Origin of the sequence: Mesorhizobium sp. Cs1321R2N1, assembly GCF_037179725.1 — a bacterium.
Classification (GTDB): domain Bacteria; phylum Pseudomonadota; class Alphaproteobacteria; order Rhizobiales; family Rhizobiaceae; genus Mesorhizobium; species Mesorhizobium salmacidum.
This window is the reverse complement of record NZ_JAPYKP010000030.1, coordinates 22,424-35,915: the sequence shown is the minus strand read 5'-3', so window position 1 is coordinate 35,915 and position 13,492 is coordinate 22,424. Positions and strand designations below refer to the sequence as shown.

At 61.7% G+C, this 13,492-nt stretch carries 14 protein-coding genes; 6 read left to right on the top strand and 8 right to left on the bottom strand.

The features are described from left to right. Window position 1: 1 nt before the first annotated feature. The 7 genes from O7A61_RS11035 to O7A61_RS11005 form a co-directional block, all read right to left on the bottom strand. Complete coding sequence (locus O7A61_RS11035) at window positions 2-1,501, bottom strand: CpaF family protein (protein WP_337129799.1); 1,500 nt, start codon at window positions 1,499-1,501, stop codon at window positions 2-4. Between the two features lie 23 nt (window positions 1,502-1,524). Next, window positions 1,525-2,814: an AAA family ATPase gene (locus O7A61_RS11030; RefSeq protein WP_337129798.1), complete on the bottom strand. Its 1,290-nt coding sequence runs from the start codon at window positions 2,812-2,814 to the stop codon at window positions 1,525-1,527. Window positions 2,815-2,861: 47 nt separating this feature from the next. Then, entirely contained in the window at window positions 2,862-3,593 is a 732-nt protein-coding gene (locus O7A61_RS11025) for a CpaD family pilus assembly protein (RefSeq protein ID WP_337129797.1), read from the bottom strand. Window positions 3,594-3,607: 14 nt separating this feature from the next. Beyond that, entirely contained in the window at window positions 3,608-5,122 is a 1,515-nt protein-coding gene (locus O7A61_RS11020) for a type II and III secretion system protein family protein (protein WP_337129796.1), read from the bottom strand. Further along, complete coding sequence (gene cpaB, locus O7A61_RS11015; RefSeq protein WP_337106221.1) at window positions 5,119-5,928, bottom strand: Flp pilus assembly protein CpaB; 810 nt, start codon at window positions 5,926-5,928, stop codon at window positions 5,119-5,121. Before cpaB ends, O7A61_RS11020 begins: the two co-directional genes overlap by 4 nt. 204 nt (window positions 5,929-6,132) lie before the next feature. Continuing rightward, the gene (locus tag O7A61_RS11010; protein WP_337129795.1) at window positions 6,133-6,660 is read right to left on the bottom strand and encodes an A24 family peptidase; all 528 of its coding nucleotides are present in this window, start codon (window positions 6,658-6,660) and stop codon (window positions 6,133-6,135) included. A gap of 172 nt (window positions 6,661-6,832) precedes the next feature. Beyond that, window positions 6,833-7,015, bottom strand: a complete 183-nt coding sequence (locus O7A61_RS11005) for a Flp family type IVb pilin (protein ID WP_140507625.1) — start codon at window positions 7,013-7,015, stop codon at window positions 6,833-6,835. 357 nt (window positions 7,016-7,372) lie between these two features. Between O7A61_RS11005 and O7A61_RS11000 the strand changes: the two genes are divergently transcribed. The 3 genes from O7A61_RS11000 (at window position 7,373) to O7A61_RS10990 (ending at window position 9,180) form a co-directional block, all read left to right on the top strand. After that, window positions 7,373-7,795, top strand: a complete 423-nt coding sequence (locus tag O7A61_RS11000; RefSeq protein ID WP_027142008.1) for a pilus assembly protein N-terminal domain-containing protein — start codon at window positions 7,373-7,375, stop codon at window positions 7,793-7,795. Between the two features lie 139 nt (window positions 7,796-7,934). Beyond that, a complete protein-coding gene (locus O7A61_RS10995) occupies window positions 7,935-8,516 on the top strand; it encodes a TadE/TadG family type IV pilus assembly protein (RefSeq protein ID WP_027142009.1) in 582 nt (193 codons plus the stop codon). 40 nt (window positions 8,517-8,556) lie between these two features. After that, on the top strand, window positions 8,557-9,180 hold the full coding sequence (locus O7A61_RS10990) for a TadE/TadG family type IV pilus assembly protein (RefSeq protein WP_337129793.1): 624 nt from the start codon (window positions 8,557-8,559) through the stop codon (window positions 9,178-9,180). 5 nt (window positions 9,181-9,185) lie between these two features. Here the strand turns inward: O7A61_RS10990 and O7A61_RS10985 are convergent, their stop codons facing one another. Continuing rightward, the gene (locus O7A61_RS10985) at window positions 9,186-10,106 is read right to left on the bottom strand and encodes a phosphate/phosphite/phosphonate ABC transporter substrate-binding protein (protein ID WP_337129818.1); all 921 of its coding nucleotides are present in this window, start codon (window positions 10,104-10,106) and stop codon (window positions 9,186-9,188) included. Between the two features lie 313 nt (window positions 10,107-10,419). Between O7A61_RS10985 and O7A61_RS10980 the strand changes: the two genes are divergently transcribed. From O7A61_RS10980 to O7A61_RS10970, 3 genes are read left to right on the top strand one after another with little or no spacing between them, the layout of a single operon-like run. Then, a complete protein-coding gene (locus tag O7A61_RS10980) occupies window positions 10,420-11,661 on the top strand; it encodes a phosphopentomutase (RefSeq protein ID WP_337129816.1) in 1,242 nt (413 codons plus the stop codon). Continuing rightward, a complete protein-coding gene (mutM, locus tag O7A61_RS10975; RefSeq protein WP_337129792.1) occupies window positions 11,654-12,544 on the top strand; it encodes a bifunctional DNA-formamidopyrimidine glycosylase/DNA-(apurinic or apyrimidinic site) lyase in 891 nt (296 codons plus the stop codon). Before O7A61_RS10980 ends, mutM begins: the two co-directional genes overlap by 8 nt. A 33-nt stretch (window positions 12,545-12,577) precedes the next feature. Then, on the top strand, window positions 12,578-13,351 hold the full coding sequence (locus O7A61_RS10970) for an enoyl-CoA hydratase (protein WP_337129791.1): 774 nt from the start codon (window positions 12,578-12,580) through the stop codon (window positions 13,349-13,351). Window positions 13,352-13,492 lie beyond the last annotated feature (141 nt).

Genomic DNA, 13,492 nt, shown 5'->3' with positions numbered 1-13,492 from the left:
GTCAGTCAGCACGTTTCTCCATAGCCTCGAGCGCTGTGGCGAGACGCTGCTCCTCGCCATAGTATCGGGCCCGCTCCCAGAAATGGGGGCGGCCGATGCCGGTCGAGACGTGTTCACCCAGCAGCCTGCCGTTGGCGTCCTCGCCCTTGATGTTATAGAGGACAATATCCTGCGTGATGATGACGTCGCCCTCCATCCCGATCACTTCGGTGATGTGGGTGATGCGGCGCGATCCATCGCGCAGGCGCGCCGCCTGGATGATCACGTCGATGGAGCCGACGACGATTTCGCGCACGGTTTTCTGCGGCAGCGAATAGCCGCCCATGGCGATCATCGACTCGATACGGTTCAGGCATTCGCGCGGGCTGTTGGAGTGGATCGTTCCCATCGAGCCGTCATGGCCGGTATTCATCGCCTGCAGGAGGTCGAAGACCTCGGGTCCGCGCACTTCGCCGACGATGATGCGTTCGGGCCGCATGCGCAGGCAGTTCTTGACCAGGTCGCGCATCGTCACCTCGCCCTCGCCCTCAAGGTTGGGCGGACGCGTTTCCAGGCGCACGACATGCGGCTGCTGCAGTTGCAGTTCGGCCGAGTCCTCGCAGGTGATGACGCGCTCATCACGGTCGATGTAGTTGGTCAGGCAGTTGAGCAATGTCGTCTTGCCGGAGCCGGTGCCGCCCGAGATGACGATGTTGCAGCGGACACGGCCGATGATCTTGAGAACTTCGGCCCCTTGCGGAGAGATGGCGCCGAACTTGACCAGTTGGTCGAGCGTCAGCTTGTCCTTCTTGAATTTGCGGATGGTGAGCGCGGTGCCGTCGATGGCTAGCGGCGGCGCAATGACGTTGACGCGCGACCCGTCGGGAAGACGGGCGTCGCAGATCGGGCTGGATTCGTCGACGCGGCGGCCGACCTGGCTGACGATGCGCTGGCAGATGTTGAGCAGCTGCTGGTTGTCGCGGAAGCGGATGTTGGTCTGTTCGACCTTGCCGTTGACTTCGATGTAGACGTTCTTGGACCCGTTGACCATGATGTCGGCGATGTCGTCGCGCGCGAGCAACGGCTCGAGCGGCCCATAGCCGAGCACGTCATTGCAGATGTCCTCGAGCAGTTCTTCCTGCTCAGCGATCGACATCGCGAAGTTCTTGATCGCGATGATATCGTTGACGATGTCGCGGATTTCCTCGCGGGCGCTTTCGGGATCGAGCTTGGCGAGTTGCGACAGGTCGATCGTATCGATGAGAGCGGAGAAAACCTGGCTCTTGGTATCGTAGTAGGTTTCGCTCTTTTCGCGGCCTTTCCTCGGTTCCGGCGCCATCGGCGGCGCCTCGACCGCGCGCCTGGCCGGTGGCGCGACAGGCGTGCTCGGCTGAGGCGTGGCCGCGGGCCGGGCAAGAACCGCGGTGTCCGCCGAGACCGCGGCGGCTGGCGCGACCGGTGCCGGCTGGCGAAATTCCGGCGTGAACCGATTGCCGTCGTCGTTGCCTCTTTTACCGAACATGACCGACTACCGACCCCATTGCATCACTTCTTGTTGCGCGAGAGCTTGCCAAGCAGACTGCCCAGGCCAGCCTTCTTTTTCGCCCTGATTTCGCTGCGGCCGGTCAGCACATGAGCAATCTCGTTGATGGTGGCCACAACCGGGTTCTTGGCATCCATCTCGCCCAGCATGCGTCCGTTGTTTGCGGCATTGCCGAACAGCAAGGGATCAAAGCCGATGACCGACATCGGTGTCAGGCCGAGCGGCTCGGCGAAATCGGATGGTGATATCTCCGGCCGCTTGGGCACGCCGGCCTGGTTGATGATCAATTTCGGCGGCGGATCGTTCGGGCGAAGCCGCTTCAACATGTCGACCAGGTTCTTGGTGTTGCGCAGATTGGCCAGTTCCGGCGTTGCCGTGATGACGACCTCGTCGGCCTTGACCAGCGTGTTCTTGGCCCATCCCGTCCAGACATGGGGAACGTCGAGCACAAGGATCGGCACGCTGCGCTGCGCGGTATCGACAAGCTGCGCGAAGGCATCGGGCTCGAAGTCGTAGACGCGTTCCAGCGTCGAGGGCGCCGCGAGCAGCGACAGATGCTCGGCGCATTGGGTCAGCAGCCGGTCGAGATAGACTTCGTCGACGCGCTCGGGCGAGAACACGGCCTCGGCGATGCCCTGGGCCGGGTCCTGATCGAAATTGATGTTGGCGGTGCCGAAGGCGAGATCGAGGTCGGCCACAACGACCTCGGATTTGAACAGGGAGGACATTGCCCAGGCAACATTGTGGGCGATCGTGGAAGAGCCGACGCCGCCCTTGGCGCCGACGAAGGCGACCGAGCGGCCAAGCGGTTCAGCTTCCGGATCGACGAAGATCGACGACACGACGCTGACGACGTCGGCCATCGACACCGGCGCGATGACGTATTCGGAGATGCCGGAGCGGATGAGTTCGCGATAGAGGCCAACATCATTGTAGTGACCGATCACCACCACTTTCGAGGATGGATCGCAGTATTCCGACAGCTGGGCGAGTTGCTCCAGCAGTTGCTTGGGTTCGCTGCGCGATTCCAGCAGGATCAGGTTCGGTGTCGGCGCCGACTGGTAGAACTCGATGGCGGTGGGAACGCCGCCCATATGGACCTTGAGGTGCGCCTTGGTCATGCGGCGGTCCTCGCCGGCGCGCTGGACCGGATTGGCAACGCCCTCCGTCTCGCAGAATGCCTGGATCGAAATACGCGGAACCGGCCGCAACGCCTGCATCGCGGCGACGTCCTGCGGCGAGGTATCACCGCCCTCCAAGGTGGCGTCATAGGCAAGGTTGCTCATGGTCATGCTCTTTCCGTTGCCTGATCGTGGCGTCGCTTCTTTCCGAGGGCGGCTTAGTAAGTCACTTCCGAGTTGCCGAGGAATTCATCCGAAATGCCCCTGTCTTGGTAGACACCGATGGCTTTGCTGCGATTTGCCGCATCAATAGTGGTAGACTTGCGCGGCCCGAGAAGATCGCCTGGATTGGCCATCTGGGCGGCAAGATTGTTCTGATAGGAGCAGCCGAAATCGGCGTAGTGCTTGTTCTCCGACGTTTCCACCAGGTCGGCGGGCCAACGTCCGCATTTGTCGGTCTGTGCCCTCACCGCGATGTAGGAGACGCGAACCGGGGCTGATGCCTCGCTCGATCCAGCCTGATAGGAGACGACGACGACCCGGTCGCGTTTGATGCCGGCGGCGACCGCGAGCCGGGCGAAATCGCGGCCGGCCGCCGTCGCGGCGACCTCGTTGGCCGATCCGCTTGGAATCTGGATCGTCAATGCCGGAGCGGCACTCTTGTCATAGCCGTCAAGGAAACCCAGGAGCGTGTCGCGCTGCGAGCCGGTCATGCCGCGGTCGCCAGCGCCGACAGGAAGATCGATCTTCTGGTTCTTCTCCGCGATGACGATTGGATGATTGGTGCGATAGTCGTCGGGGATGGCGCCGACGGTAATGCTGTCGCGGTGAGCACAACCGGCCAGCAGAGCCGATACCGCCACCGCCATGATCGGAAGGACCCGCAGGCTTATCCGAGAACGGCCGGAGCGCATCGCCATGGTCCTTGCCTTCAATGCTGACTGAGACATGTCTGCTTTCCCGTTCACTTGTAGATGAAGCCGACAACGCCGTGATAGCGGCCATTGGGCCTGTCGGTCTGCATGGTGCCGTAGACGCGATTGACACGCCCAAGGAACATGCCCGCCCCGTCGCTCGGAGGGTTGAAATTGTCGTCCGGCTTGGCGAGATCGTTGCGTGCCACGGGTTTCACCAGATAGGGCGTGATGATGATGACGAGTTCGGTCTCGTTGCGCACGAAATCCCTGCTGCGGAAGAGCGCGCCGAGCACAGGAATCTTTGTCAGTCCAGGCAAGCCGTTGACGGCTTGCCTGACATCGTCGCGAACCAGGCCGGCGATCATCATGGAGCCGCCCGAGGGCAGTTCGACGGTCGTATCGGCAAGGCGCTTGCGCAGTGACAGGGCATTCATGCCGATACTTTGATTGTCCGTGGATGCCGAGACGGACCCCTCGGTTGTCGGCTCGGAAACCGAGGTCCTGACTTTCAGGCTTATCCGGCCGGGCGATAAAACCACCGGCTGAAATTCCAATCCGATTCCGTACTCGATCTTATCGACGGAATAGGTCTTCAAGCCGGTCTGGTTGTCTTGCGATACATTCGCGGAGACGTTGGTCACCATGTTGTATTCGCCACCGACCCTGAACGTCGCCTTCTCACCAGATACGGCGGTCAGGGTCGGTTCGGCCAACGTCTTCATGACCCCCGACTGCTCCATGGCGTTTATATATGCCTGGAGTGCGGAGGAGCCGATGCTTAGGCCCGCGTTCGACAACGGCTTTCCGAGACCAGTGAAAGGGTCACTGAGCGCGCCATAGCTGATGCCGTTGCTGCCGCCGCTGCCGACCATGTTGACACCGAGCTGCTTCATCACGGAGCGGCTGACTTCGGCGACCGTCACCTTCAGCGTGACCTGATCGTCTCCGATGATCTGCAGCAGATTGACGATTTGGCTGACGCGGCGCTCCTGGTCCGGGTTGTTGATGTCGACACCGCTCTGGGCCGAGCCGCCGGCGGCGGTCTGCGAATATTGTCCCGTCGTCGCTTCACCGCCGGACACAAACATATTTGCCAGCTGTTCGGCGCGCTTAGCATCCAGGGGGGTATCCACGGTGCCGGTCAGAACCACGTTGTCGTTGAGCAGTTCCACCTTGACGGCCGAGGTCGGAATGAAGCGCCTGATATAGTCCTCCAGGCCGGCGACGTCGCGCTCGACGGCCAGGTCCAGGCTGGCGATCTGTTCGCCGTTCGGCCCAAAGACGAAGATATTGGTTTCGCCGACCGCCTTGCCGAAGAGGTAGATACGCCTTGCGGTGCGGGTCACCGCATCGGCAACGGAGGGATTGGCGACAAGAATGTCGTAGGCATCGCTCGGCAGGTCTATGACCACCGACTTGTTGAGGCCAAGCTTGACGCGCTGGGTGGCTGTCGTGGCCGACACTTTCGTGCTCTTCGCCTCGACGCCCTGCACATTCGCTCCGACGAGCAAAAGGCCGAGTGCCATGGCCACGATTGCCGGCAGTTTAGCGCTTAGCCTCATTTCCTTGCCCCTACTTCGGAGACTTCGCCCGACTTGATCAGCCTCACCGTTCCCCGGCGGCCATTGCCGGAAACGAGATAGTCGGCCTCGTCCACATTCTTTTCCTGGGTGTCCGTGATCGCCCGCAGCGCCAGCGTCAGGCGATCCGCCATCTGTTGGGCGACGGTGATGATCTCCGCCTGTTTGGGTGTCAGCTCCAGCGTGGCGGTCTGGCCCACCCTGGTCTTCTTGCCTTCCTCGTCTTCCTGGATGGTCTGGTCGATTGCCAGGACGCGGATATTCTTCAGGATGGTCTCGGTGCTGAATCCGGCCCCGGTGTTGGCATCGGCCCTGCGGGTCATGATGACGTCGACGAAATCGTTGGGAAGGATGAAGCCGCCGGCAGAAGTGTCCGCCGATATCGTCGTTGCGACCGCCCGCATGCCGGACGGCAGGATGGACGACATGAAGCTTTGTCCCTCGCCGATCAGCTTGGAGCGCCGCACGGGCTCGCCGGCATACATCGGCACACGGGCAATCGACCCTTTCAGCTTCTCCAGGGCATCGGGAGCTGTGGCCTTGGTGATGAAATTCGCGTTGATGCCGTCAGCAGGCCAGGATTGCCAGCTTATGTTGTTCTCGAGCGCGTTGCCCATTGCGACATCGCCCGAGAGCACAAGCACGTCCTGCAGGGCCACCGCGGGGGCCTGGGGGCCAGAATCGACGACGACCTGAGGCGGCGGAGCGACCATGTTTTTCGCAACATAGCCAGCACCGCCCGCCGCGGCCACCGCCACGCTCAGAATAATCAATCGGGATGCTGGCATCTGTCCGAACCCTCGCCCCTGGCAAACCAACCTAGCCAAGCCGGACTTTGCAGCGGCAATCGTCAAAACAAGGTTAATGCAATGCTTACGATCGTGATTAATTTAAGGTTTATATAAATTAGAATGGATCGCGCCGTGAGGCGCGGAAATGCTGGGCGGCCGCTCCGCAAAGCCGACGTGCAAGGCATGTCGGCCGACGAAAATTTAAGGAATTCGGCTCGCCAGCCTTGCCAGCGCCCACACCATCAAGGGGGAATCGGGATAGGTCAGCAGGCCTCCCAGGCCGAGCGCGATCCCGTAGGGAACACCGGCTGATTCTTCCGCAAAATGACGCAGGAATGGATTGCGTCCGGTGAACATCGCCAGAGACGATTTCCGGTAAAACAGGATCGCGATTGTCAGAAGGCCGCCGATGATTGTCGAAGCGACAAGATATTCGACGAGATGGACGTTGAGCCCCATCCACACGGCCGTGGCGGCCAGCAGCTTGGCGTCGCCACCGCCCATGCCACCCAAGGCGAACAGACCGAATGTCACGGCCAGGACAATGGCGCCGGCGGCGAAATGCCAGCCGTAAACCGCCCATTCCATGCCCGTCAGCGGCGCCACCAGCGCGAAGACGGCGACAAGCAGCACCGGCACGCGATTGGCGATCGTCATCGACAGCATGTCGGAGATCGCTGCAAACAGCATGCAGAACGGAAAGACGACGAAGATCAGGGCTTCAAGCATCGAGGCTATGCCTATTGTCGGATTCCACGGGGCTCAATCTAGGCATGTTCGATTAACGATTGATGAGGCCCGGAACGAAAAGACGACTGGTATTGGCAGCGGCATAGAACAAGGGCCGCAACGCGGCGGCCCTTGTTCAGAATGCAGTCTGGGTGTTCAGCAATACGACAGATTAGCTGCCGCTGCCTGCGGTGTTCATCGCGGTACCGATAGTGGTAAACTTGGCATTGATTGCATTGCCGAGGGCGCCGGCGCCGGTGATGATGGCAAGCGCGATGAGAGCGGCGATCAGACCATATTCGATAGCGGTCGCGCCGGATTCGTCCTTCACGAAACGTGCGATGAGATTAGACATTCGAGAGCTCCTACTCCACGTGTTACAGCACTTCCGTCAACTTCTGTGATGGTTGATCGGATGCTGGCAATCTAGGGAGAAGCTCTTTCAATCGGCTTAATAAACAGCCTTACCGATTCCTTTCCCGGCTCGAACCGAGTGCGTGGTTAACTCCACACTAAGCGCTGGCCAATATTCCGTTTCGCGGGTCAACGCCGTAAAAGGCAAGGGCTTGGGGAAGCTTGCGAGCCCTGCGCGCATCGGGCCATGCGGGTAGCCATGCCGACCGCTACATCCGGCGGCGGCAAGCGACTTAACCGTTGGTTCACCAATCTCGTTCATGTTCCGTTGAACAGTCCGCTTGCGTGGAGCGCCTTGATGGCCGTGCCGAAATCCTCAATCCTGATTGCCGCGCTTCTTGTCGCCGCCAGCTTGATTACGCCCGCCAGGGCTGGCGCCGACATCGAGGTCACCATGAATCAGGCCAAGATCGTGAAACTGTCGCGCCCCGCCGATACGATCGTCGTGGGCAACCCGGCAATTGCCGACGCTTCCGTCCAGGATGCCTCGACGATCGTGCTCACCGGCAAGGGTTTCGGTGTCACCAATCTCGTCGTTCTCGACCCGGACGGCAGCCCAATCGTCGACGCACAGGTTACCGTGGTCCGCCAGGCAGCCTCGTCGGTTCGCATTTACCGGCGCGCGGATGTCCAGACCATGTCGTGCACACCCTATTGCGAAAGCTCCTACAAGAGCGAGGCGGAGAAATCGTCCGAAGCCGAGATGAACCTCAGCAAATAGGCTGCACGGAGTGCGCCATGGCCCAGGTTACCGCCTGGTTAAAACGCCCGCGCCGACTTTAACGATCATTCAAACCGGACCTCAATTGGTTTGCGCTAGTAGACCTGTCAGCACCGTCCAGGGATGGCAGGAACATCGCATGAGCATGGAATTCAGCTCGACAGGTCAGCACAAGATGGAGCGCACCAGATCTTTCAGGCGCTTCGTGCGCGACCGGCGCGGCAGCACGGCGCTGGAGTTCGCGCTGCTTGCAATGCCGTTCGCACTCCTGGTGTTCGCCATCCTCGAAAGCTGCATCTCGTTTGCCAGCCAGGAGGTGATGGCCAACATCACGGACGATGTCGCACGCCGGCTGCGCACCGGCCAGTTAAGGGCCGCCGACATCGCCGGAGATAGTTTGAAGAACATGATCTGCGACAAGCTGGAAATCATCGTTTCCCAGGATTGTCCCAATCAGTTGAGCGTCGATCTTCGCCAGTATACGGCGTTCGCCGACGCGGCTTTGGCCGGCTTCAGGATTCAGGGCGGTGACATCAAGCTGACGAACAGCGGCGCCGATGTGCCCTTTACCGTCACGGCGGGTGCGGCGGAATCAAAGAACATGCTGCGGGTCTTTTACAAATGGCCGATCATGACCGACCTGATGGCGCAGTCGATGGGGGGTAACAAAACCCTGCATTTCGCTTCAGTGACCTGGCAGAACGAGCCGTTCGACAATTGAGACTATCACGCAAGCACCAACAAGAAAAAAGGCAACGAGTATGATGCGTGCGGGGGCACATCTGGGAATTGCAGGGCTCTGGGCCAAATCGGTCCGGTTCTGGTCCGATCGCCGCGGCGTCGCGGCGGTCGAGTTCGCGCTTATCGCGCCTATCCTGCTGGTCATGTATTTCATGACCTTGGAGGCTTCGCAGGCCATAGAGACAAGCAAGAAGGTCAGCCGTGTCGGCAGCATGGTCGCCGATCTCGTGACGCAACAGCCGAGTATCGTCAAGGCGGAGCTCGATGCCATCATGAAGATCGGCAGCGTAACCCTTCAACCCTACAATCGCTCGACGCCGGACATCACCATCACGGCCATACAGGTCACCACCGATGCCACGCCGAGGGTGCTGGTGGTGTGGTCGCGCAAGGTGGTCAACGGTGTGAACGGCGTCGGAGCCACCGCCGGCACCGCGACCACGGTTCCGGCAACGCTCAAGGTCGCCGGCACCTTCCTCATCCGCGTCGAGAGCAATCTCAACTATTTGCCGATCATCGGCTGGACGACGGACAGCCAGCAGAAGCTTGGAATGACCCAATCTCTCACAACGGCGATCCCGATGGGCGAAACCTATTATCTGCGCCCCCGCAGGAGCGTCACGATTCCTTGCGGCGACTGCTGAAGACCTTATCGCCGCCCACCATCGACCGACACCAGGCGCACGATGGCCTCCGCCGTGGCATAATCTTTTGAAACCACGGGCATGAAGCCGCCGGCATGCTTCGATTCCAGAAGATCGTAGACATCCGGCGTCGTTGATTTGAGGTTGGTGAGGAACACGGTCAGCCGACGCTTGGCTTCCGGATCGAGATCGCTGCGCACCGCATGGGGACCGTATCTCAGCAGACCCGACGTCCACACAACCTGAAGGGCCGACGCCGAAAGGCCTGATGCCTCGAGCCTTGCCTGCGTGCCCCCTGACAGCCGCGGCTGGCCGTCGGCCGCTGCCCTCACCCAGCCGAACATGGCGTCGGCCTCGCCGTCGACGAGCATGGTTTCGGCCGCCGACGCCGAAGGGGCATGGACAAGAAACCGTGCATCTTCGGCGATCTCGACGTGTTCGGCAGCCAACCCCGCCAAGGGCAAAAGCGAACCGCCGACGGTGTCCAGCGGCGGCATGGCGACCCGGTGGGCCCCCATATCGGCCAAGCCGCGCAGTTTGCCATCCCTGGTCAGCAGTACCGAGCGGATGCCGGCCACACCGTCGGAATCGACCGGAGCCACGAGCGGCTCGATGCATCCGCAGCGTTGCAGCGCCGTGGCGTAGGCGGTCGCCGAATAGATGGCGTATTCGATCCGGGCATTGGCCTGTCCCTCGATCAGTGCCGCATAATCGCGGGCAACGACGAACTCGACCTTCATGCCGAGCGCATTGGTAAAGGCTTGCGTCAACACCGCCAGCCCCGGAACGGTGTTGCCGGCGCCGGGCTCGGCAACGATGCCGATGCGAAATGTGCCGATATCATCGCGCCAGTCTGCCCACGCCGGTCCGCACCAGAACGCGTTCACCGCCATGAAGGCGGTCGATGCCTTGAGCGCAGTCGACAGGACCGTCCCGCGTCTTGTTCCGTCCATGGATCCCTCGTCACAACACCTGATCGTTGTGTGAATCTCGTTGCCAAGACCGCCAGGCACATTGGGGCGACATGGATCCCTAGCCTGTCATGTCGTTATCCCCAAAACCGCTGCGCACTTTTGGGCGACATGGATTCCTAGCTTATCCATGTCGTTATCCCCAAAACCGCTGCGCACTTTTGGGCGACATGACTATCGCGCCAAGCCGTTGCCGTTTGGTTTCGGAATTGCCAAGGCCGCTGCGGAACCCTATGTCTGGGTGTCCACACTGGCAACAAATGACCCGATGGCGCGTGCTTTCCTCTTCGTCCTGGATTCCTTCGGCATCGGCGGCGCGGCCGACGCTGAAAGCTATGGAGATGCCGGCGCCAACACGCTGGCGCACATCGCCGAAGCCTGCGCCGAAGGGCGCGCGGATCGCGAAGGGCTTCGTCAGGGACCGCTGTTCGTCCCCAATATGGCATCGCTGGGACTTGGCGAGGCGGCCGAGACCGCGACAGGACTGGGGTTTACGCATTTCGGGACGGACCTGCTCGCCAATGCCTTCCATGGCGCGGCGCAAGAGATTTCGAGCGGCAAGGACACACCTTCCGGCCACTGGGAGATCGCAGGCCTGCCGGTGCGCTTCGACTGGGGTTATTTCCCCGACACGGTTCCCGCCTTCCCGGCCGACCTGACCGAGGCGATCATCCGCGAGGGCAAGGTGCCCGGCATTCTCGGCAATTGCCATGCGCCAGGGACCGAGATCATCGAGCGGTTCGGCGAGGAACATATCCGCACCGGCAAGCCGATTTGCTACACGTCTGTCGATTCCGTCCTGCAGATCGCCGCGCATGAGGTCCATTTCGGCCTGGAGCGGCTCTATGAATTGTGTCAGGTGGTGCGCCGGCTGGTCGACCCGCTGAGGATCGGACGGGTGATCGCGCGCCCCTTCGTCGGCGAGACATCAGCCACGTTCGAGCGAACCTATAATCGCCACGACTACGCCGTGCCGCCACCCGAGCCGACATTGCTCGACCGGCTGACGGCGCGCGGCAGCCGCGTCATCGCCGTCGGCAAGATCGGCGACATCTTCGCCCATCGCGGGATCTCGCAAGTCCGCAAGGCCGCGGGCAACATGGCCATGTTCGACCAGGCGCTGGTCGCGATGGACGAGGCCACCGACGGCGACCTCGTCTTCGCCAATTTCGTCGATTTCGATACCGAATTCGGCCATCGCCGCGACGTCGCCGGTTATGCCGCCGCGCTCGAGGCCTTCGACCGGAGACTGCCGGAGGCCTTCGCGAAGCTGAAGCAGGGCGACCTTCTCATCCTGACCGCCGATCACGGCAACGATCCGACCTGGCGCGGCACCGATCATACGCGTGAGCGCATTCCGGTCATCGGCACTGGACCCGGCCTCAAAGGCGGCGACATAGGCCTTAGGGCGACATTTGCCGATATCGGCGAGACCGTTGCCGAACATCTCGCGCTGACGCGCGGCCGCAACGGCATATCCTTTTATGCCTCGATTGGCGGCCATGCCTGAATTACCCGAAGTCGAAACGGTCCGGCGCGGTCTGCGGCCGGTCCTGGAAGGTGCCCACCTGGCCGAGGTCGAGATGAGACGGCCCGACCTGCGGTTCCCCTTCCCCGAACGGTTTTCGGAGCGGCTGACCGGCAGGACGATCACGGCGCTTGGACGGCGGGCCAAATATCTGACCATGCATATGCTGGGCGGTCCGGTGCTGATCTGCCATCTCGGCATGTCCGGCTCCTTTCGCATCGAGACCGGCGACGACGACGAGACACCTGGCGTGTTCCACCATGAGCGCTCGAAGAGCGCGGCACACGATCATGTCGTGTTCCATGTCGTTTCCGCCGCCGGCGGGCGGTCACGTGTGATCTTCAACGATCCGCGCCGCTTCGGTTTCATGCTGTTTGCGCAAGAGCCGCCGGAGACGCATCCGATGCTCGCCGGACTGGGCGTCGAACCCACCGGCAATGCGCTGGACGGCGTTCTGCTTGCCTCGTTGCTGAAAGGCCGCAGATCGCCGCTCAAGGCAGCGCTTCTCGACCAAAGGCTGATCGCCGGCTTAGGCAATATATATGTCTCCGAGGCGCTCTGGCGCGCCGGCCTGTCACCGCTACGTGAGGCGGGCACCATCGCCAGGCCAGGCAAGAAGGCCAGGGAACAAACCGAACGCCTCGCCGAGGCGATCCGCTCGGTCATATCAGATGCCATCGCGGCCGGCGGGTCTTCACTGCGCGACTATATGCACACCGATGGATCGCTGGGTTATTTCCAGCATTCCTTCGCCGTCTACGACCGCGAGGGTGAGCCTTGCCCCAAGCCCGGCTGCGGCGGCCATGTCGAACGTATCGTGCAGAGCGGTCGCTCGACCTTCTATTGCCGGACCTGTCAGACGTGAGCTAGACCGGTGTCGAGCAAGGAGGAACAGCCAATGGCTTATGAGACGATCATCACCGAGAGGCGCGGTAAGGTCGGACTGATCACGCTGAACCGGCCAAAGGCGCTCAACGCGTTGAATTCCCAGATCCTCGCCGAACTCGTCGCAGCCGTGAACGTTTTCTGTGCCGATCCTGGCATCGGCGCCATGGTTGTTACCGGCTCCGACAAGGCCTTTGCCGCGGGTGCCGACATCAAGGAGATGCAGGCAATCTCCTATGTGGATGCCTACAGCCAGGACTTCTTCGTCGGCTGGGAAGAGTTCACGCGGGCGCGAAAGCCGATCATAGCGGCGGTGGCCGGCTATGCGCTCGGTGGCGGGTGCGAACTGGCGATGATGTGCGATTTCATCATTGCCGCCGACACGGCGAAATTCGGCCAGCCGGAGATCACGCTCGGTGTCATTCCCGGCATGGGCGGGTCGCAACGCCTGACCCGGTTCGTCGGTAAATCGAAAGCGATGGACATGTGCCTGACCGGACGGATGATGGATGCCGCAGAGGCCGAACGTTCGGGCCTTGTGTCGCGGGTCGTTCCGGCCGGCGAGCTGGTCGAGGAGGCCGTCAAGGCGGCGGCCAAAATCGCCGATTTCTCGCTGCCGTCGGTGATGATGGCCAAGGAAGCCGTCAACCGGGCTTATGAGACGACGCTTGCCGAAGGATTGCGCTTCGAACGCCGCCTGTTCCATTCGCTTTTCGCGCTCGAAGACCAGAAGGAAGGCATGGCGGCATTCACCGAAAAGCGGAAGCCGAATTTCACCAACCGGTAGGGCGTCGGGGGTCAGCGACCGAAACCCGTGGCATCGGCCAAAAAGAACGCCAGGCGGCGTTGACGCGCCGGAAAAGCTGAACTATAAGCCGCACCAACCGAGGTGGCCCCGTGGCTGCCCGCTTGTTTTTTGCGCCCTGCG

Bases quoted from the DNA above. Each gene is read 5' to 3' on its own strand.
- O7A61_RS11035 (WP_337129799.1), bottom strand. From the start codon at position 1,501: ATGTTCGGTAAAAGAGGCAACGACGACGGCAATCGGTTCACGCCGGAA.
- O7A61_RS11030 (WP_337129798.1), bottom strand. From the start codon at position 2,814: ATGACCATGAGCAACCTTGCCTATGACGCCACCTTGGAGGGCGGTGAT.
- O7A61_RS11025 (WP_337129797.1), bottom strand. From the start codon at position 3,593: ATGTCTCAGTCAGCATTGAAGGCAAGGACCATGGCGATGCGCTCCGGC.
- O7A61_RS11020 (WP_337129796.1), bottom strand. From the start codon at position 5,122: ATGAGGCTAAGCGCTAAACTGCCGGCAATCGTGGCCATGGCACTCGGC.
- cpaB (WP_337106221.1), bottom strand. From the start codon at position 5,928: ATGCCAGCATCCCGATTGATTATTCTGAGCGTGGCGGTGGCCGCGGCG.
- O7A61_RS11010 (WP_337129795.1), bottom strand. From the start codon at position 6,660: ATGCTTGAAGCCCTGATCTTCGTCGTCTTTCCGTTCTGCATGCTGTTT.
- O7A61_RS11005 (WP_140507625.1), bottom strand. From the start codon at position 7,015: ATGTCTAATCTCATCGCACGTTTCGTGAAGGACGAATCCGGCGCGACC.
- O7A61_RS11000 (WP_027142008.1), top strand. From the start codon at position 7,373: ATGGCCGTGCCGAAATCCTCAATCCTGATTGCCGCGCTTCTTGTCGCC.
- O7A61_RS10995 (WP_027142009.1), top strand. From the start codon at position 7,935: ATGAGCATGGAATTCAGCTCGACAGGTCAGCACAAGATGGAGCGCACC.
- O7A61_RS10990 (WP_337129793.1), top strand. From the start codon at position 8,557: ATGATGCGTGCGGGGGCACATCTGGGAATTGCAGGGCTCTGGGCCAAA.
- O7A61_RS10980 (WP_337129816.1), top strand. From the start codon at position 10,420: ATGGCGCGTGCTTTCCTCTTCGTCCTGGATTCCTTCGGCATCGGCGGC.
- mutM (WP_337129792.1), top strand. From the start codon at position 11,654: ATGCCTGAATTACCCGAAGTCGAAACGGTCCGGCGCGGTCTGCGGCCG.
- O7A61_RS10970 (WP_337129791.1), top strand. From the start codon at position 12,578: ATGGCTTATGAGACGATCATCACCGAGAGGCGCGGTAAGGTCGGACTG.